Origin of the sequence: Testudinibacter crocodili, from assembly GCF_006228025.1 — a bacterium.
Lineage (GTDB): Bacteria > Pseudomonadota > Gammaproteobacteria > Enterobacterales > Pasteurellaceae > Chelonobacter.
Genome location: NZ_VDHF01000029.1, coordinates 1 through 19,936 on the forward strand (window position 1 = coordinate 1; position 19,936 = coordinate 19,936).

The following is a 19,936-nucleotide window of genomic DNA, read 5'->3' on the forward strand; positions in this document are numbered from 1 at the left end:
GCTACTCCCCGTTACCGCTCGACTTGCATGTGTTAAGCCTGCCGCCAGCGTTCAATCTGAGCCATGATCAAACTCTTCAATTCAAGTTCAATCGCTCAATGAATCTCTGACTATAAGTTTGAAACTCCAAAAAGTTTCATTATGAATTTACTATCAGCACTCATTAAGACTTTAGTTATTTTTTTCGTCCCACTGAATAACAGTAAGACTTTACCAATGTCTTGCACAAGTGCCCACACAGATTGTCTGATATATTGTTAAAGAACAGATTTCCAACCTTCCATTTTGAAAAGCGGAAAGGTTTGATATTCTACCGAATCCTTATTTTTCGTCAAGCAGTTTTTGCAAACTTTTTGCTAAAATTTTCTGACTTAAGCCATGTATTCACATTGTCGTCGTCAGTGGGTGCGCATTATAGGGGGCTTATATTTTTTCGCAAGATCTTTTTTCCAAAAAAGGGATCTTTTTAAAAAAAAGTAGTTCATCTGGTAACTAATTGAACAAACTGTTTATTTTATTCGCTATTTTAGCGCTTTTTATATACCAGCATTTAGTCAAGATATTTTAGTTCACTGAAACCGTAACGTTGCATCATGTTATTAAATCCGAAAATATTTTCGATGGTTGCGGTTGCAAAAATAAGATTTTGTAGATTATCGTTCACTTCTGCTGTTGCTGTTGTAGTATAGGCTTTTTCTTCCAGCAAAAATGTGACCCGCTTCGCAACTGCTTTCCCCGAATCAACAAAATATTTTACATGTGGTAAACAAAGTTTCAGTTCATTTTCTAGTAGGGGGAAATGTGTACAGCCCCAAATCACCGTATCCAACTGTTTCAGTTCAATCCATGGTTTGATGATATTACGCAATTTACCCAAATCCACCGAATCACCGCGCAATTTGTTTTCAGCCAACTCCACCAATTCGGTAGTACCTATTTTTTCCACTTGGCAATCTGTGGCATAAGCCTTGATCAACGCTTCGGTATAAGCGCGTTTCACCGTACCTTTAGTTGCCAACAGCCCGATATGTTTAGTTTGTGAAATTTTTGCTGCCGGTTTTATTGCCGGTACGGTGCCGACAATACTGATATGTGGCGGCAAATGTTGGCGTAATGTCGGCAGCACCACGGTACTCGCTGTGTTGCAAGCAATCACCACCAAATCTATCGGGTATTGTTCAACCAATTTGCGACAAATCAACAAAGTGCGGTCAATAATCTGCTGTTCGGTTTTTTCTGAGTACGGAAAAAATGCATTATCCAAACAATAAAAATAGTGGTTATTCGGCAGTAATTGCTTGATTTCATGGTAAACCGTCAGTCCGCCGACACCAGAATCAAATACTAAAATAGTGGGTAATTTTGTTGCTTCATTCATATAAATAACCAAAATCCTGTAAAAACAGCTCTGTCACCAACAATCCCAATGCTGGCTTAGCAATATTGGTTTCACCACCGGTTTGGACGTAAAACAAAGAGCGCCTGGCGGATAAATTTTTGCTTTTGCTCCATTGTAATCCGCTACGCCCGAGCTGTTGCTCGAACAGAAATTCACCTAACGGCTTTGCTCCCAATTGTATTAATTGCGGAAATTGGCGGCAAAGCTGCTGCGGGATCACAGTGCGGGCGAACACCCAACGTTGCCGATCACCATGCAAAAACACTTCACGAATTAAATATGATTGATCTGCCGGCAAAACCGCACTTTCACTTTTTGCTAAATCTTGCTGCCAGTTTTGAGATAACAATTCGACCTCAAATTGCTGACACTTTGCTTTCAGCTTTGCTGTCAGCGAATCAGAACACAACAGCCACTCCTGTTCGGCAATGGTTAATGGTACGATCACTGCTTCATCTTGCCAGACCGCACTTTGAATTAAAGTGCGGTATTGTTGCACCAAATCAAGCATTGCCATACATCGTCCGTTGATCTAGCCAGCGCTTAATCAAGCCATCGACACAGCTCGGATATTCTTCAATAATTTTACGTGCATTATGTTGCACCAACGGGATCAGTTTACGATCACGCATCAGGCTGGCAATTTTAAATTCGGCAATTCCGGTCTGTTTCGTGCCTAGCACTTCGCCCGGTCCACGAATCTGCAAATCTTTTTCGGCAATTACAAATCCGTCCTGACTGTCACGCAATACTTGCAAACGCTGACGCGAAACCTTGCCGAGCGGCGGTTTATACATCAGCACACAGTAAGAGTCGATATTGCCACGCCCAACCCGTCCACGCAGTTGGTGCAGTTGCGACAATCCTAAGCGTTCGGCATTTTCAATAATCATTAAGCTGGCATTGGGGACATCCACTCCGACTTCAATCACCGTAGTTGCCACCAACAAATTCAGCTCTCCGTCTTTAAACTGTTGCATAATTTGCTGTTTTTCTTGTGGTTTCATTCGTCCGTGTACCAAGCCGATGGCTAAGTGCGGTAGCGCCCGCTGTAGATCCTGCATGATCGCTTCCGCCGCCTGTGCTTCCAACACTTCCGACTCTTCAATCAGGGTACACACCCAATATGCCTGACGATTTTCATTATGACATGCCTGATCGATACGACGCACAATTTCATCACGTCGTTCTTCCGATACCACAATCGTTTGGATTGGGGTCCGTCCCGGCGGCAATTCATCAATAATCGAAGTATCCAAATCTGCATAAACCGTCATCGCCAAGGTTCTGGGAATTGGCGTTGCGGTCATAATTAATTGGTGTGGATAGTAACCGTTTTTCAACCCTTTTTCACGCAACATTAGACGTTGATGTACCCCAAAACGGTGCTGTTCGTCAATAATCACCAGAGCCAAATCATGAAATTCAACCTCTTCCTGAAACAATGCATGGGTACCGACAATCATTTTTACCTGACCGCACTTTATCCGCTCCAGCTCCGTTTGCCGCGCTTTGCCTTTGACTTTGCCCGCCAGCCAGCCGACCTCAATTCCCAAAGGTTCAAACCAACGGCGGAAATTTTGCGCATGCTGTTCTGCCAGAATTTCGGTCGGCGCCATCAGTGCAACCTGTTTCTGATTGCCGATTGCCACCAGCGCCGCCAGTGCCGCAACCAGCGTTTTGCCGGATCCAACATCGCCCTGCACCAAGCGCATCATCGGTTCATGTTGCCTTAAATCTTGCTCAATTTCGGCACTCACCCGTTGTTGTGCCGTGGTCGGACTAAACGGCAGCTGCGCTAAAAAATCTTGCAACAAAGTCGCTTTTTGATGCAGGCTGAGCGCCGTTAAACGACGGGTTTCGATGCGGCTTTTTTGTATCGCCAGATTATGTGCCAGCAGTTCTTCATAGATCAGCCGTAATTGTGCCGGATGGTTGCCCTGTTGCAGTTGCTCGGAAGAGATTGTCGGCGGTGGTCGATGCAGAAAAATCAATGCCTCTTTCAGGTTGATTTTATGCGGATTGTATGGCAATGGTAATAATTCGTTGACCGGCGTGCTCTGCAACAATTTTAACGCCTGGTCGGTTAAATTGCGAAGTGCGGTCTGACGCAGCCCTTCCGTAGTCGGGTAAATCGGGGTCAGATTTTCTTCCAACTGCAACGGCTGATCATTACGAATAATTTGATATTGCGGATGATGCATTTCCGCCATAAAACGCCCGCGTTTAATTTCGCCGAAGGCTTTGACCCGAACGCCATTTTGCAGGCTGTTTTTCATACCAGCGTTAAAATTAAAAAAGCGTAACCCGATTTTACTGCAGCCGTCCGATAGGGTAATAGTTAAAATCGGACGTTTGCCGAAAGTCACCTCACAGCTCTGCACCACGCCTTCAATGGTGGCGTAGCTTTCGGGGCGAATGTCGCTCAGCGGCGTCATCCGAGTACGGTCTTCATAGCGGCTGGGAAGATGAAACAGCAGATCTTGTACGTTATTAATATTGATCTTCGCCAATTTGGCGGCAACCGCTGCTCCGACACCGGCAAGTGCGGTAAGCGGAATAGCGTCCAGCAGTTGCTCTTTCATATTATGCAGCCTTACTCGTTGATATTGCGAACGATCTCAATCACACCAGAAACCGAGCTGAGTTTTTTGATGATACTGTTAAGCTGTGTAAGGTTGTGCGTTGCAATCAGCAGTGTAACAAAATAGACGCGCCCTTCACGCTCTTCTGTGACAATACTTTTGATATTGCTGCCAGTGGTGGCGATTGCCGACGTCAAATTGGCCAGAATACCTTGCTTATTAACCACTTCAATCCGCAATTCCGCATCAAATTCTGCCGTATTTTCACTTTTTTCCCACTCGACCGAGGTAAAATGTTCCGGTTGGTTTTGGCTCTCACGCACGATATTAGAGCAGGACGCGTGGTGTACCACCAATCCTTTGCCAGGGCTGACAAAAGCAATAATCGGATCACCCGGCACCGGATGGCAACATTTGGCGCAGCTGGTCAACAGACCTTCTGCCCCTTTAATTACCAAGTTATTCGAATCACGTTGATTATTCGGAATACCGTCGGTATCAATCGCAATTTTTTCGCCGAGTAGCGCATGTGCAATTACCGCACTCATATGATTACCCAGACCGATTTCCGCTAATAAATCATCAAACGTATCCAGCTTCATTTCCGCCAGCATGCGCTGCAGCCGCAGCTGATCGATATCATCTAATTTATATGGCGAAAGTGAATGGATTAACTGGCGTTTGCCCAGCACTACCGACTCGTCACGGCGCAAGCTTTTTAAGGTCTGGCGGATTTTAGAACGTGCTTTGGCGGTGACCACAAAATTCAACCAACCCGCACTTGGACGAGCGGATGGTGCGGTGATCACTTCCACCGTTTGCCCACTTTCCAATGGTTGCGACAGCGGATACGGCACGCGATCAACTCGGGCACCAATGCAGGTTTGCCCGATATCGGAATGCACCGCATAGGCAAAATCAATCGCAGTTGCTCCAGTCGGCAGTTCGACGATCCGTCCTTTCGGCGTAAACACATAAATCTCGTCTGGGAACATATCGGATTTTACGCTTTCGATAAATTCCAACGAGTTACCGGAACTTTGCTGCAATTCAATCAAACTTTGTAGCCAACGCTGGGCGCGGATTTGCGCGGTGGTATTTTTAACTTCGCTACCTTGTTTATATGCCCAGTGTGCCGCTACCCCCATTTCCGCCATTTGATCCATATCTTCAGTACGAATCTGCACTTCGACCGGCACGCCGTGCGGTCCAATCATTGAGGTGTGCAGCGATTGGTAACCATTGGCTTTCGGAATGGCAATATAGTCTTTCACCCGCCCCGGGCGCGGTTTATACAAACCGTGCATCTGCCCAAGCACACGGTAGCAGGTGTCCACGTCATGTACGATCGATCGAAAGGCATAAATATCCATAATCGAGTGAAAACGCTGCTCTTTTAAGCGCATTTTCTGGTAGATCGAATACAGATGTTTCTCACGTCCAAACACCCGCGCCTGAATACCGACATCGTCCAAGCGTCCTTTGATTTCGTCCGCGATTCGCTGAATCATCTCTTTGCGGTTGCCACGCGCAGCTTGGATCACTTTTTGCAGCACTTGATAACGATTGGGATGCAATGCCTCAAAGCCGAGATCTTCCAATTCGTTTTTAATGTGTTCGATCCCCAAGCGATGTGCCAGCGGACTGTAGATTTCCAAGGTCTCTTTGGCGATACGGCGCCGCTTATCGGGACGCAATGATCCCAACGTTCGCATATTGTGAGTGCGGTCGGCGAGTTTGATCAATACTACCCGAATATCTTTAGTCATCGCCAAGATCATTTTGCGGAAATTTTCGGTTTCGGCTTCTTTGCGGGTTCTGAATTTCAGTTTATCCAGCTTCGAAACGCCTTCGACGATCTCCGCCACACTACGCCCAAATGATTGGGTCAGTTGTTCTTCGGTGTAAGGCGTATCTTCGATCACATCATGCAGCAACGCCGCCATCACCGCTTCATGATCCAATTTCATCTCGGCGATAATCGACGCCACCGCCACAGGGTGGGTAATATACGGCTCGCCGCTGGAGCGAGTCACGCCCTCGTGGGCATCACGGGCAACAACATATGCCTGCTTGACCAACTCAATCTGTTCCGGCGGCAAATAGCCTTCAATGATGCGATTTAAGCTTTCGAATAGATACAAATGACACCTGCCCGTTAATTAAGGATTAACAAACTGCAACAAACTCTCTTAAAGTGCGGTTGGCGTGGAATCAGACAGGAGCGAAACCGCATGGATTTCAGCTGTTTCTTGTTCCAATTGTTCAAAACGATCTTGTTTGTCCATAATCTCATTATTGATCAAGCCTTTTTCGATTTCTCGCAAGGCAATCACGGTCGGCTTATCATTTTCAGGCTCAACCAACGGCTCACGCACATTAGACTGTAATTGTCTTGCACGACGGGAAGCCGTCAAAATCAAATCAAAACGGTTACCGATTTTTTCTACTGCATCTTGCACTGTCACTCGTGCCATAATTCTTTCTCCACTGATCGAATGCCCTGAATAGTTGCCGGGCGAATTTATTGTTAAAAACGTTATATGATACTAAAGCTGCTATGATTTCGCCAGTAATTGCTGAATTAATAATTGGTGATTTTGCTGCTGCGCTTTCAGGCTGACCTTTTCCGCCAGCAAAATTGCCTTGATCTCTTCGACGGAATCCTCAAAATTATCATTAATAATCAAGTAATCATACTCGTGATAATGTTCCATCTCGCTGATCGCCTTCGCCATACGCTTGGCAATCACTGCAGCAGAATCCTGTCCGCGCCCGACCAAGCGTCGTTCCAGCTCTTGCAAAGACGGCGGCAAAATAAAAATGCTTTTACAGTTCGGCATTTTTGACCGCACTTGCTGTGCGCCTTGCCAGTCAATGTCTAAAAATACATCAATACCCTGTGCTAAATTTTGCTCGATCATCGGAATCGATGTGCCGTAGTAATTGCCGAACACATTGGCGTATTCCAAAAACAGCCCTTGTGCAATCAAGTTTTCAAATTCGTCCATACCACTAAAATAATAATGTGTGCCATGCTGCTCACCGGGGCGTGGTTGGCGGGTGGTATGCGACACCGAAACCCGTGCTTTGCCGGGAGGAAGTTGTTGCAGCAATGCTGAAATCAGCGACGACTTTCCCGCCCCACTTGGCGCCGATACAATATAAAGATGACCTTTTTGCATAAATTTCCTTAAAACAAAATCATATCGGAATTATGCCGTGAAATAAGAAAAAAAGCAGTAGAAAAATAACTGGTAAAAACAAAAGTGCGGTCTGCCAAACCGCACTTGTGCTGAAAATAGTCAGTGGCGCAATCTTATGATGACTGTTGTTGAATACTGCGGTAATTCAACCACACCATAAAACCGACGATCACCACCCCGATTAAATCGGTGATAGGCTCCGGTACGATCAACATTAGAGATCCCGCAGCCAGAATTATCCGCTGCCAGCTTACGATCGGGTTTTTGAAATAACCTTCGACTGCGGCCGATAAGCCCAGCACCCCAATGATGCCAGTCGCTACTACACTGACAATCACCCAAATATCCGGTAGCGGGAAAGTGCGAGCGGTTACAGCAACATCGGTGACATCGATCATCAGCATATTCGGGTTATACACAAACATAAACGGCACAATAAATCCCGCCAATGCCAAACGCAACGACTGCCAACCGGTTTTCATCGGGTCGCCGCCGGCAATCCCGGCACCGGCAAAGGCGGCTAGCGCAACCGGTGGGGTAATATTGGCGAAAATACCAAAATAGAACACAAACATGTGCGCCACCAATACCGGCACATCAAACACTGCCAATGCTGGCGCCGCCATAGTGGCGGTGATGATATATGCCGGAATCGACGGCAACCCCATGCCTAACACCATCGATGCCAGCATGGTTAAAATCAAGGTCAGTAATAATGAGCCAGCCCCTAAGGTCACAATCGAGGAGGTCATCACCGTGCCGAAACTGGTCAGATTGACCACGCCGATCACGATTCCGACCACCGCACAAGCCGCCATCACCGGCAGTGCCTGTTTTGCACCGTCTTCCAATGCCGCCCAAATATCTTTCAGCCCCATTCGGGTCTCTTGGCGCAATTGGCTGACTAATACCGTGATGCCGATAGTATAGGTCGCTGCATAACCGATGGGTACCGATTGAATCAGGAAATAGACTAGGGCAAAAATCGGCAGCAGCATATGCCCGCGTGCTTTCATCACGGCTTTCAGCTGTGGTAATTGATCTTTGGAAAGCCCTTTTAAATTACGTTTTCCGGCACGAAAATGCACTTGAGCAATCACCCCGATATAATACAGCAACGCTGGAAACAGAGCAGCTAACGCAATTGTACCGTAGCTGACACCCGTGGTTTCTGCCATAATAAACGCACTCGCCCCCATAATCGGCGGTAAGATTTGTCCGCCGACCGAAGCACTGGCTTCAACCGCCCCGGCAAAATTTTTGTGATAGCCAATCTTTTTCATCAGTGGGATCGTAAACGCCCCGGTACTGACCACATTCGCCACCGCAGCACCGTTGATACTGCCCATAAAACCGCTGGAAATCACTGCTACTTTTGCCGGTCCGCCCTGCTTATCACCGGCAATCGCCAGCGCTAAATCATTAAACAATTGCCCCATACCTGATTTGCCCAAAAACGCCCCAAATAGGATAAACAGGAAGATAAACGTCACCGAAGCACCGGTAGCCGAAGAGTAAATTCCTTCGGTTTTCAGATAAAGCTGACCAAAAATATCACCGATATCATAATAGCGGGTCAGTAGCCGATCCGGCATAAAATCCATTGAGCTGATGAACGGGTAAAGCAGAAAAATCAACGCAAAAATCACCAACACCCAGCCGGTGATCCGCCGTGCTGCTTCCAGCACCACAATCACGGTCAAAATGGCAAAAATAATGTCTTCCGTACTAGGAATACCGCCACGCACCGTCATAATCGCTTGATATTGATACATTAAATATCCGGCACCAGCTAGTGCCGCAACAACCCACAGCCATTCATACCACGCCACTTGATCACGACGGCTGCTTTTGCCTGCCGGATAAATCAAAAAAATCAGCGCACAACCGACCGCAACGTGAATCGCTCGCTGTAGCAGCGTTGGCATCGGATAAAAGGTGATATAAAGGTGAAATAAAGAATAAAAAACTGCCAGCAGGCTGATCAATTGCTTACTCCAACCGCACTTTAACTGTCGGGTCACCGACTCACGATCATATTTCTCTAAAATCTGCTGCTCTTTGCTACCTAATGTAGCCGCATTTTGGCTAACTTGCCCAGTCATAACACGACGTCCCCCATAAAAAATCAATCAATGCCATCCGAGAAGGTGCTATCCGAACCACCGTGTAATCCGGAACTAATTGATATAATGCTATATTGTATCGTTGCGTACTTAGGCTGCCCTGCATATTGTTAGAGACCACCCAATTAATTTCATGCAAATAAATATGCTGCCGATAGCCGATATAGTCATGCGTTGTCGGCAGCAGCTCTCCCTGTGACGGGGTACCGGCACCAAAGGTTTGGAATAAGCTTTGATCAAGTAGAATGCTACTGCCATCGCGCCGATAGTGTTCACGCCACCATTGATGCTCCACCGAGTGACGCCACCGCAATTCAAAATCCGCACTGTCCAAATAACATTGCCGCTCAGCAGCACTTACCCAAAACACTTTTTTTAACGGCAAAAAACAGGCAAGTGCGGTCACGATCAACAGTATAATCTTTGCGCCTTTGCCTGTGATTAAGAGGTGCATTAGTGTCTATTTGGCATTAACTTCATCATAGTACTTTTTCGCCCCCGGATGCAGTGGTGCGACCAAGCCTTGTTGTGCACTTTGCAAATTGATGTCTTTTGCTGCCTGATGTGCGGTTTGCAATTGTGGCAGACTTTCAAAAAACGTTTTGGTTAATTTATATACATCATCTTCGCTCAAATCAGAGCGTACCGCCAACGCATTTTTAATCGCTGCAGTCGCAATCGGATCGGTATTGCCATAAGTCCCTGCCGGGATCTCCATCGCATTAAAATACGGTTTGGTTTTGATCACTTCAGCCAAGCCGTCTGCAGGAATGCTAACAATTTGCAGATCAAAACCTTGTTGCAATTCCATCAAGGAAGAATTTGGCAAACCGCTGGTCAAGAATGCCGCATCAATCTTACCGGATTTCAAAGCATCCGCCGCTTCGGCATAACCTAGGTAATCCACGGTGATATCATTGTAAGTAATACCAAATCCTTCCAACAAGTTCCGCGCATTGACTTCCACTCCGGAATTCTGCGCCCCGGTTGCGACACGTTTTCCTTTCAAGTCGCTGATGGTTTCAATTCCTGTGCGTTTTGAGGTGACAATCTGCACATAGTTCGGGTAAAGTGCGGCTATTTGGCTGACATTTTCGATTTTATTCGGAAAATTACCAACGCCGTTCACCGCATCACTGAGTACATCGCTCATCAGAAATGCCATTTCCACTTTTTTCTGATTCAGCAAATTGATGTTTTCAACTGAAGCCCCCGTCGTTTGCGTTTTGGAGTTGGTATTTAAATCTTTGCTATAAACTTCCGCCAACGTGGTGGCGATAATATTATAAGGACCTGATGCCCCACCGGTTGCAATCGTGATAAATTTACTCTGTACGCCATTGGTTTCTGTTGCAGATGATGCTGGTTTCTCACCACAGGCACTCAACAATAATCCCAATGCTGCCGTTGCGACAAGCATAAATGATGCTTTCATTTTTTTCATAATTTTCCCCTTATCGATAAGATAAAATTTACCCAAAAATAACCGTAAAACCGCTCTTAACCATTCAATATTTTACACCACAACACGAAATGAAGCCGACTTGACAATAACCATTAAGACTATTGCCTGTCAATCTGTTCGTGACAAGAATTTTATAAAATTCACATTTTTATTACATTTATAATAAAAAAGTCGTGAATAAAATTCTGTTTTTCTTTAATCATTATCCGGGCTGTTATATGCTATAACCTTATGTTTTATCGGTTATAGAAGGATATGTATGCACTCATTTATCGGAAAATTTTTGAAGCTGGAGTCTGCCGGTGGGATCACACTCTTGGCCACATCCGCATTGGCATTGATTTTTGCCAACAGTTTTTTATCCCCTTATTATTTCGAATTGTTGAATACGCCAGTTGTCGTGCAATTTGGTGAACAAGGCATTGCTAAGCCGTTTTTATTGTGGGTCAACGACGGGCTAATGGCTGTTTTCTTCGTTTTAGTGGGCTTGGAGGTGAAACGTGAAATTGTGTTAGGCTCGCTTTCCTCCTATCAACAGGCCATTTTACCGGTCTTAGCCGCACTGGGCGGCATGGTTGTCCCAGCCTTAGTGTTTACTTTTTTCAATTTTAACGATCCGATTGCGATGGAAGGTTGGGCTATTCCAATGGCGACCGATATCGCCTTTGCACTGGGCATTATGGCACTACTCGGCAAACGAGTTCCGTTACCCCTGAAAATATTCTTACTGGCATTAGCCATTATTGATGACTTGGGTGCAATTATCGTGATCGCATTGTTCTTCGCCCATGGTTTGAGCACCGAAGCGATGCTCGGCGCCGGGCTTTCCGTGATTATTTTAATCATCATGAACAGAATGCGAATCAGTGCGCTGTGCGCCTATCTGTTTGTCGGCATGGTGTTGTGGATTTGTGTACTAAAATCAGGGGTGCATGCTACGCTTGCCGGAGTCATTCTCGGTTTCACTATTCCGATTACCGCCAAAGACGGCAGCAGCCCGCTAGAGAATCTGGAGCATGCCCTAAACCCCTGGTCGGCATTTTTTATCCTACCGATTTTTGCCTTCGCTAATGCCGGTGTACCATTAGGCGGGGTTAATCTAGACACCTTAAGTGGCGCGCTACCGTTAGGCATTATGTTAGGTTTGTTGATCGGCAAGCCGTTGGGGGTGTTTAGTTTCTGCTTTATTGCCATCAAACTGAAAATTGCCAAACTACCACTATTAGTGAATCTGAAGCATATTTTTGCGGTCTCGGTGCTATGCGGAATCGGTTTTACCATGTCGATGTTCTTGTCGGGATTAGCATTTGAAAATGCCGGTGAGAGTATTAATACGCTATCTCGAATTGGTATTCTGTTAGGTTCAAGCGTCTCAGCAGTCCTGGGATTAGTTTTGCTACGCACCAGCACCAATACGCCAAGTGCGGTTACACACAAAAATACTTAACAGCGATCTAAAAGCAAGGGCGGATTGACTACCCGCCCTTACTTTGTCTTATCAGATATCGTTATCAATCATCAAATCACTAAGCATAAACAGGGAAACGTTTACAGATTGCAATCGCTTTCTGTTTAATATCCTCAATAACCGCTTCGTCTTCAATGTTATCCAGCACATCGCACATCCAATCGGCAAGCTCTTTGGCTTCCGCTTCTTTGAAGCCGCGACGAGTGATTGCCGGCGTTCCAACACGGATACCGGAGGTTACAAACGGGCTTTTCGGATCGTTTGGCACCGCATTTTTGTTGACGGTAATATTGGCACGTCCTAACGCTGCATCAGCCGCTTTTCCGGTCAAGCCTTTATTCACCAAATCTACCAAGAACAGGTGGTTTTCCGTGCCGTTGGAAACAATGTTGAAACCACGTTGTTTGAACACTGCTACCATCGCTTGCGCATTTTTTACCACTTGCTGTTGGAAGATTTTAAATTCCGGCTCCATCGCTTCTTTAAAACACACCGCTTTTGCTGCAATCACGTGTACCAACGGACCACCTTGACCTGCTGGGAATACCGCACTATTCAGTTTTTTGTACAGCTCTTCATCGCCGCCTTTCGCCAAAATCAAGCCGCCACGTGGGCCGGCAAGGGTTTTATGAGTGGTCGTGGTGACGATATGCGCATGCTCCATCGGGCTTGGGTAAACACCGGCGGCGATCAAACCGGCAACATGCGCCATATCCACAAACAGATAAGCGCCGACTTCATCTGCGATTTCACGCATTTTTTTCCAGTCAACCACTTGCGAATACGCCGAAAAACCGCCAACGATCATTTTAGGTTTCACCGCCAACGCTTGCGCACGCAAGGCATCGTAGTCGATAAAACCTTCATCGGTGATACCGTATTGCTCTGCATGATAAATTTTGCCAGAGAAGCTGACCGTTGCACCGTGGGTCAGGTGACCACCGTGCGCTAAGCTCATCCCTAAAATAGTATCGCCGGGATTTAACAATGCCATATACACTGCGGCATTGGCTTGTGACCCAGAGTGCGGTTGCACGTTGGCATAATCTGCACCAAACAATTCTTTGGCACGATCAATCGCCAGTTGCTCGATAATATCAACATATTCACAACCACCGTAATAACGCTTGCCCGGATAGCCTTCGGCATATTTGTTGGTCAACTGCGAACCTTGCGCTTCCATCACTCGTGGGCTGGCGTAGTTTTCGGAAGCGATCAGCTCGATATGCTCATCTTGACGACGGTCTTCGTCTTTGATTGCCTGCCATAATACCGGATCATAATCGGCGATATTCATATCACGTCTTAACATTGTTCTATTCCTCATTTTAGGTGGTCATTTTGGATAGTTGCTAACTTACTGGCTAAGTCTAAGACTTTTTAGTATTTCGATACAGCCTTTTTTACAAAAATTGCCGTCGTTAATTTCATAGCCAAGATTAAATTTTTTCATTTTCGCCGCTCAAAAGCGGAATTATTTTCCTTGTTCCCGCGCTACGGCACGATAGCCGATATCACGGCGGTAGAAACGCCCTTGCCATTGCACTTGTTCCGCCAGTTGCAACGCTTGTTGCTGTGCAGCCGCTACTGTATCGCCAAGTGCGGTGACGCACAGCACACGCCCACCGTTAGTCACGAGTTGATCCTCTTTTTGTTCAACCCCTGCCAAAAACACTTTTTGTCCGTTTCGCTCGGTTTGCCCTATTCTACTAGAAGAAATTCCACTGATCACATCGCCTTTGCGGTAATCGCCCGGATAGCCTTCCGCCGCTAATACGATCCCCAATGCGGCTTGTGCACACCATTCGGACCGCACTTGATCCAGTTTGCCGTCGCACGCCGCCAAGCAGAGTTCAACCAAATCCGATTGCAAACGCATCATAATCGGCTGGGTTTCCGGATCACCAAAACGACAATTGAACTCGATCACTTTCGGTTGTCCGTTCGGCATAATCATCAAACCGGCGTACAAGAAACCAGTGTAAACATTGCCCTCTATCGCCATACCGTTTACGGTCGGGTAGATCACTTCTTGCATAATCCGTTGGTGAATCTCCGCCGTGACCACCGGCGCCGGCGAATATGCGCCCATACCGCCAGTGTTCAAACCGCTATCGTTTTCACCGACTCGTTTGTGATCCTGACTGGTTGCCATCGCTTCGACGTTTTTGCCGTCCACCATTACAATAAAACTCGCCTCTTCGCCGTCTAAAAACTCTTCAATCACAATCCGATGTCCGGCATTGCCAAAGGCATTACCTGCCAGCATATCCTGAACCGCACTTTCAGCCTCTTCTAGGGTCATTGCCACAATCACGCCTTTACCTGCCGCCAAGCCGTCCGCTTTGATCACAATCGGTGCGCCTTTTTGTTGCAGGTAAGCCAGCGCAGGCTCCACTTCAGTAAAGTTCTGGTATTCTGCGGTCGGAATATTATGCCGTGCGAGAAAATCTTTGGTAAAGGCTTTCGAGCCTTCCAGTTGCGCCGCCGCTTGGGTCGGACCGAAAATTTTCAATCCGGCGGCACGGAATGCATCCACCACCCCAATCACTAACGGCGCTTCCGGTCCGACGATCGTCAAACCGATTTCGTTTTTCTGGGCAAATTCGACCAAACCGGCAATATCGGTGACCGCAATCGCGACATTTTCGACCTTAGGCTCAAGTGCGGTGCCGGCATTGCCCGGTGCCACAAAAATTTTCTGCGCCAATGGCGATTGTGATACTTTCCAAGCTAAAGCGTGTTCACGACCGCCATTGCCGATAATTAAAATATTCATTTGAGATCCTTACGCTAAATGGGAAAAACAAAAGTGCGGTCGCCACCGTTGGCTGACCGCACTTTGCAGATTAATGACGGAAATGGCGCATGTTGGTCAGCACCATCGCCATGCCGTGTTCATCGGCGGCGTCGATCACTTCCTGATCGCGCATTGAACCACCGGGATGGATCACACAACTGACCCCTGCCGCAGCTGCCGCATCGATACCATCACGGAACGGAAAGAAAGCGTCAGATGCCATCACCGTACCTTTGACTTCCAAGCCTTCATCTGCGGCTTTGATACCGGCGATTTTGGCAGAATAGACTCGGCTCATCTGTCCGGCGCCGATCCCGATAGTTTGGTTATTTTTGGCATATACAATCGCATTGGATTTGACATATTTCGCCACTTTCCAGCAGAACAACAAATCCCTCAACTCGGCTTCCGTCGGTTGGCGTTTGCTCACCACTTGTAAGTCATTTAATCCCACCATGCCCAAGTCTTTGTCTTGCACCAACAAACCGCCGTTGACCCGTTTGAAGTCCAAGTGCACTTGCCGCTCGCCCCACTCGCCACAGGCTAAAACACGCACATTCTTTTTGCTTTTCAAAATAGTCTGGGCGTCTTCTGCAACCGATGGTGCGATAATCACTTCGACGAATTGGCGATCGATAATAGCTTTGGCCGTTTTTAAATCCAAAGTGCGGTTAAAGGCAATAATTCCACCAAATGCGGACGTCGGATCGGTTTGATAGGCGCGGTCGTAGGCTTGCAGAATATCAGTACCCAACGCTACACCACATGGATTGGCGTGTTTAACAATGACACATGCCGGTTCGGCAAACTCTTTGACACATTCCAATGCTGCGTCGGTATCGGCAATATTATTATAAGACAATGCCTTGCCCTGCAACTGTTCTGCGGTAGCAACACTGGCTTCATGCAATTGATTTTCTACATAAAATGCTGCATTTTGATGACTATTTTCGCCGTAACGCATGGTTTGTTTACGCGTAAAATTCAGGTTTAAGGTGCGTGGGAATTGTCCGCTCGACTGGCTTAATTCCTCTTTTTCTGCACCTTGATAAGGCGGTACTAACTGACCAAAATAGTTGGCAATCATGCAGTCATATTGCGCAGTATGCTCAAAAGCTTTGATCGCCAGATTAAAACGGGTCTGCGGCGTAAGCGCATTCTGGTTTTCGTCCATCTCTTGCAACACACGCTCATAATCACTGCTATCGACCACAATGGTCACATCTTTATAATTTTTTGCTGCCGAACGCACCATCGCCGGACCACCAATGTCGATATTCTCAACGGCCTCTTCCAAGGTGCAATCGGCACTGGCAACAGTTTGTGCAAACGGATAAAGATTAACCACCACAATATCAATCGTCTGAATACCGTGAATCGTCATCACCGCATCATCAATCCCACGCCGCCCCAAAATGCCACCGTGAATTTTCGGGTGCAGCGTTTTCACCCGCCCACTCATCATTTCCGGAAATTGAGTATAGCTCGATACTTCGCTGACTGTCAGCCCAGCCTCGCTCAACAATTTGGCGGTTCCGCCAGTGGAAAGCAGCTTAACGCCGCGCTCGACAAGACCTCGAGCAAATTCTACAACGCCACTTTTGTCAGAGACACTCAACAAGGCTTGGCGAATAGGACGATTAGATTGCATGGTAATTTCCTTTACAGATTAAGGTGAAAATGAGTGAAATTCGAGCACTAATTATAGCCTAATTTACATTTTTTCTGTAGCAGAAAACAGATTTATAAAATTAAACCGCACTTTGCACAAAATCCAGCACCTGAGGATCGGCGATTCGGCGGTAGTCTTCAGTGTTGAGGATAATCGAGCTTTCCAGCGTGCCGGCGTTAAATGCCAGCTCGCTATAACGGTTAAACAAGCTGCGGTCGGCAACCAGTTTTAATTCCGGGTGAAAGCTGAAGGGTGGAATTGCACCAAAGACACAATCAGTCAGTTCGCTAACTTCTTTCGGGCTGGCAAGTGCCGCACGCAAACCACCAAGTGCGGTTGCCAAGCGAGATAAATCCGCTTGCTTGTCCGCCGGTAAAATGGCTAAAACCCACTGCTTTGTACCTTGCCCTTTCACCACGCACAATAACGCTTTTGCGCCTTGTCCTAATTCAGTACCACGCACCTTGGCGACCTCTTCCGACTTGCCGCAGGCTGGGTGCTCAACCACGCGATAACGTGCTTGTTGTTGATGCAAAAGTGCGGTCAGTTGTTGAAAAGTGGCTAATGACATCTTCTCTCTCCATCGTTGCAATTCAGTTGCTGACCTGACTATAACAAAAAACCCGCTCGGCGTTAACCGAACGGGTGGCTTGAACATCAACAAGCGATTATTTTTTACAAATTTTATTGTCCAATGCTAATGCGCCTGGGCCGGCAAACACAAAGTACAAAAACACTGGCGAATACAGCGCTGCTAATTCACCTTGATTCAACAACGGCATCAAAATATTGCCTGCGGCACCGTGCACCACAAAATAAGCAAACGCCATTTGACCAGACAGTAAAAATGCGGTCAGACGCGTGAACAAGCCCAACGCCAACAACATTCCGCCACCGATTTCTAATACGCCAGCCAAGCCGTATTGTGAGAACAGCGCCACGCCGCCGTTACCACCCGTCATTGAAACCGGATATTCGAAAAATTTCGCCGTACCGTGCCAAATAAACATATAAGCGGCGATAATGCGTAATAAGGCTAAGGCATAAGGTGCATAGGAATTTAATTTATTGTTCATCGGTTTCTCTCTTAATATAAAATGTTAAAAATGGTTACTGGTATAAAGTGCGGTCATTATAGTTTTCCTGATTGGCGGAACAACCCAAGAAAAAGAAACGTATTATCAACCCAAAAGAAATCATCCGATGTGACACTGCTGCAAAATCCCCCTTTTTACATAATAGGGGATGTTGATCTTTGTTTATCGCAATTGTCGCTGAAATTATTGCGACCTCGATGCTGAAAGCCTCACAGCAATTCACTCATTTCGCACCGAGTATGATCGTGGCGATCAACCTTTTTTCGAAAACAGTGAGGCATTAAAAGATAAAAATCGGCATCTTAGCGGTGCCGATGATAGCGCAAAGTGCGGTCAGACTTAGCCGTAAGTACAGAAATAGGCGGTTTCGACTGTAACTTTCAGATCAAACGATTGGTTGGCATCAACGGTAAAGGTTTCACCTGCACTGAATGTTTGCCATTCATCGCTTTGCGGCAGTTTGACGCTTAGGGCGCCGCTGATCACGGTCATGGTTTCAAACTGGCTGGTGCCGAAGGTGTATTCACCGGCCGCCATCACCCCGACCGTTGCCGGTAAGGTTTCAGTTTGCAACCCGATTGACGCCACTTTGCCGTCGAAATATTGATTGATTTTTAACATATTGCTTTCCTTTTGTTGATAAATAATATTTAGCATTTTATGTGATAACTTGATTAAAAATCAATAATCTTTTTAATTTTCAAGATAAGCATTAAATTTAAGCGCAAAGTGCGGTATAAACCGCACTTTGACATCAACTTGAGATTACCCAACTTGAACGCAGGTCATATCCAACGAACCACCGACAAAATCGGTATTGAAAATATTCAGCTTGTCGTCAGGATCTTGCAGCGCCAAAATATACAGCAACGGCAGATAGTGTTCCGGTGTCGGAATCGCTTTTTGCACGTCTTCGCCTAACGAGCGGTAATCGGCGAGCGCTGGCAAATCGCCTGAACGGATCAAATCCAATAAGGTTTGTTGCGCACGCTGCGCCCAGTCATACCCGAACAGTTGATCCGAGCGCTGCCAGTCGATTAGGCGCAAATTGTGGATCAAGTTGCCGCTGCCTAGAATCAACACGCCCTGCTCGCGCAGCGGTTTTAGCTGTTTTGCCAGTTCGAGATGCTGCTGCATTGTCAAACGTCCGCCCAAGCTGAGTTGCACCACCGGAATGTCCGCCGCCGGATACATCTGTTTCAACACCGCCCAAGTGCCGTGATCCAAGCCTTGTTCCATATCAAGACTGATATTCGGATTGTTAACCAAATCTTTCACTTGTGCCGCCAACGCCGGAGCGCCTTGCACCGGATATTGCACTTGATACAGCGCCTCCGGAAAACCGTAAAAATCATAGTTCAGCGCTGGATTGGCTGCGGCAGTTTCTGCCACCCCCATCGAGATCCAGTGGGCAGAGATCACCAAAATCGCTTTCGGTTTCGGCATTGCCTGTGCCGCTTGACGCCATTTCGGGGTGAATGGGTTGTCTTGAATCGCCAACATGGGCGAACCGTGACCGATAAAAATCGCCGGCATTTTGTTGTTCATATTAACTCCTTGTGAATTTGTATCTTTGAAGTATATGAATCAACCAATAGGAAATAAAGTGCGGTTTTGTTGATGGATGATTTTCTATCGGGAAATAATAGATAATGTCATTGTTTACGCTATGGATATTTTTTCAGGCTGTGTAACACGGTCAAAATGAATACGTTATTTTCCACCTCATTGTATTCATAAACAATCCGATAGCGTTGACAAAAAGCGTATCGGCTACCGTCAGACTGCACTTTATAGGCTTTCGGGAATTCTGAAATAAAATCAAATTTTTCAAAAAAAAGTGACCGTAATTTTGCAACACTTCGAGCAGAATTAGTATATTCACCAACACTAATGAGAATATCCTCTAATTCAGTTAATGCTCGAACAGAAAAATTAAGCGAACGCTTTGATATTTTGTTCAAACTCTACTTCCTCATTCGCAATCCGTTCAACAATCTCAAGTGTTAGTAATTCTGCCTCTTCAAGTGTAACAATACGACCAGCTGCAATATCCGCCCGCCCCGCTGCAATTTTTTCAGCCAGATATTCATCATATCCTTTTTCTTTTATCAGCAT

20 protein-coding genes and 1 rRNA gene are annotated in these 19,936 nt (G+C 46.4%); 2 read left to right on the forward strand and 19 right to left on the reverse strand.

The features are described from left to right. The 10 genes from FHQ23_RS03035 to FHQ23_RS03080 form a co-directional block, all read right to left on the reverse strand. Positions 1-83, reverse strand: a 16S ribosomal RNA gene (locus FHQ23_RS03035); the annotation flags it as partial. A 467-nt stretch (positions 84-550) separates the two neighbouring features. After that, positions 551-1,378: a glutamate racemase gene (gene murI / locus FHQ23_RS03040; protein WP_139612992.1), complete on the reverse strand. Its 828-nt coding sequence runs from the start codon at positions 1,376-1,378 to the stop codon at positions 551-553. Then, positions 1,371-1,916 (reverse strand): chorismate--pyruvate lyase family protein, encoded by a 546-nt coding sequence (locus tag FHQ23_RS03045; RefSeq protein ID WP_139612993.1) that lies wholly within the window; start codon positions 1,914-1,916, stop codon positions 1,371-1,373. Before FHQ23_RS03045 ends, murI begins: the two co-directional genes overlap by 8 nt. Next, positions 1,903-3,984 (reverse strand): ATP-dependent DNA helicase RecG, encoded by a 2,082-nt coding sequence (gene recG / locus FHQ23_RS03050; protein ID WP_139612994.1) that lies wholly within the window; start codon positions 3,982-3,984, stop codon positions 1,903-1,905. The genes FHQ23_RS03045 and recG overlap by 14 nt, the downstream gene beginning before the upstream one ends. An 11-nt stretch (positions 3,985-3,995) precedes the next feature. Beyond that, entirely contained in the window at positions 3,996-6,128 is a 2,133-nt protein-coding gene (gene spoT, locus FHQ23_RS03055) for a bifunctional GTP diphosphokinase/guanosine-3',5'-bis pyrophosphate 3'-pyrophosphohydrolase (protein WP_139611629.1), read from the reverse strand. A gap of 48 nt (positions 6,129-6,176) precedes the next feature. Next, positions 6,177-6,461, reverse strand: a complete 285-nt coding sequence (gene rpoZ / locus FHQ23_RS03060) for a DNA-directed RNA polymerase subunit omega (RefSeq protein WP_132967809.1) — start codon at positions 6,459-6,461, stop codon at positions 6,177-6,179. Positions 6,462-6,542: 81 nt separating this feature from the next. Further along, on the reverse strand, positions 6,543-7,169 hold the full coding sequence (gmk, locus tag FHQ23_RS03065) for a guanylate kinase (RefSeq protein ID WP_139612995.1): 627 nt from the start codon (positions 7,167-7,169) through the stop codon (positions 6,543-6,545). A gap of 134 nt (positions 7,170-7,303) precedes the next feature. After that, on the reverse strand, positions 7,304-9,295 hold the full coding sequence (locus FHQ23_RS03070) for a TRAP transporter permease (protein WP_139612996.1): 1,992 nt from the start codon (positions 9,293-9,295) through the stop codon (positions 7,304-7,306). Next, positions 9,279-9,770 carry a DUF1850 domain-containing protein gene (locus tag FHQ23_RS03075; protein ID WP_139612997.1) on the reverse strand — a complete coding sequence of 164 codons (492 nt, stop codon included), beginning with the start codon at positions 9,768-9,770 and terminating at the stop codon, positions 9,279-9,281. Before FHQ23_RS03075 ends, FHQ23_RS03070 begins: the two co-directional genes overlap by 17 nt. Before the next feature lie 6 nt (positions 9,771-9,776). Continuing rightward, on the reverse strand, positions 9,777-10,760 hold the full coding sequence (locus FHQ23_RS03080; protein WP_139612998.1) for a TAXI family TRAP transporter solute-binding subunit: 984 nt from the start codon (positions 10,758-10,760) through the stop codon (positions 9,777-9,779). Between the two features lie 280 nt (positions 10,761-11,040). Here FHQ23_RS03080 and nhaA point away from each other — a divergent pair, with 280 nt between their 5' ends. After that, positions 11,041-12,228 carry a Na+/H+ antiporter NhaA gene (nhaA, locus tag FHQ23_RS03085; RefSeq protein WP_139612999.1) on the forward strand — a complete coding sequence of 396 codons (1,188 nt, stop codon included), beginning with the start codon at positions 11,041-11,043 and terminating at the stop codon, positions 12,226-12,228. A gap of 79 nt (positions 12,229-12,307) precedes the next feature. Here the strand turns inward: nhaA and glyA are convergent, their stop codons facing one another. The 5 genes from glyA to FHQ23_RS03110 all read right to left on the reverse strand — a co-directional run bounded on the left by glyA (position 12,308) and on the right by FHQ23_RS03110 (position 17,797). After that, positions 12,308-13,561 (reverse strand): serine hydroxymethyltransferase, encoded by a 1,254-nt coding sequence (gene glyA / locus FHQ23_RS03090; RefSeq protein WP_139613000.1) that lies wholly within the window; start codon positions 13,559-13,561, stop codon positions 12,308-12,310. A 162-nt stretch (positions 13,562-13,723) separates the two neighbouring features. Continuing rightward, a complete protein-coding gene (gene purD, locus FHQ23_RS03095; RefSeq protein WP_139613001.1) occupies positions 13,724-15,028 on the reverse strand; it encodes a phosphoribosylamine--glycine ligase in 1,305 nt (434 codons plus the stop codon). Between the two features lie 70 nt (positions 15,029-15,098). Beyond that, positions 15,099-16,700, reverse strand: coding sequence for a bifunctional phosphoribosylaminoimidazolecarboxamide formyltransferase/IMP cyclohydrolase (gene purH / locus FHQ23_RS03100; RefSeq protein ID WP_139613002.1), 1,602 nt, complete (start codon positions 16,698-16,700; stop codon positions 15,099-15,101). A gap of 100 nt (positions 16,701-16,800) precedes the next feature. Beyond that, positions 16,801-17,292 (reverse strand): YbaK/prolyl-tRNA synthetase associated domain-containing protein, encoded by a 492-nt coding sequence (locus FHQ23_RS03105; protein WP_139613003.1) that lies wholly within the window; start codon positions 17,290-17,292, stop codon positions 16,801-16,803. A gap of 97 nt (positions 17,293-17,389) precedes the next feature. After that, a complete protein-coding gene (locus FHQ23_RS03110; RefSeq protein ID WP_139613004.1) occupies positions 17,390-17,797 on the reverse strand; it encodes a DoxX family protein in 408 nt (135 codons plus the stop codon). A 179-nt stretch (positions 17,798-17,976) separates the two neighbouring features. On the opposite strand from FHQ23_RS03110, the gene FHQ23_RS03115 reads away from it, so the two are divergent. Then, positions 17,977-18,102 carry an SMR family transporter gene (locus FHQ23_RS03115; protein WP_139610640.1) on the forward strand — a complete coding sequence of 42 codons (126 nt, stop codon included), beginning with the start codon at positions 17,977-17,979 and terminating at the stop codon, positions 18,100-18,102. 55 nt (positions 18,103-18,157) lie between these two features. On the opposite strand, the gene ppnP is transcribed toward FHQ23_RS03115, so the two are convergent. The 4 genes from ppnP to FHQ23_RS03135 form a co-directional block, all read right to left on the reverse strand. Continuing rightward, positions 18,158-18,439 carry a pyrimidine/purine nucleoside phosphorylase gene (gene ppnP / locus FHQ23_RS03120; protein WP_139613005.1) on the reverse strand — a complete coding sequence of 94 codons (282 nt, stop codon included), beginning with the start codon at positions 18,437-18,439 and terminating at the stop codon, positions 18,158-18,160. A gap of 144 nt (positions 18,440-18,583) precedes the next feature. Then, positions 18,584-19,366, reverse strand: a complete 783-nt coding sequence (gene ygiD / locus FHQ23_RS03125; RefSeq protein ID WP_139613006.1) for a 4,5-DOPA-extradiol-dioxygenase — start codon at positions 19,364-19,366, stop codon at positions 18,584-18,586. 119 nt (positions 19,367-19,485) lie between these two features. Next, positions 19,486-19,782, reverse strand: a complete 297-nt coding sequence (locus FHQ23_RS03130; protein ID WP_139613007.1) for a type II toxin-antitoxin system RelE/ParE family toxin — start codon at positions 19,780-19,782, stop codon at positions 19,486-19,488. Continuing rightward, a complete protein-coding gene (locus FHQ23_RS03135; protein WP_139613008.1) occupies positions 19,754-19,936 on the reverse strand; it encodes a hypothetical protein in 183 nt (60 codons plus the stop codon). Before FHQ23_RS03135 ends, FHQ23_RS03130 begins: the two co-directional genes overlap by 29 nt.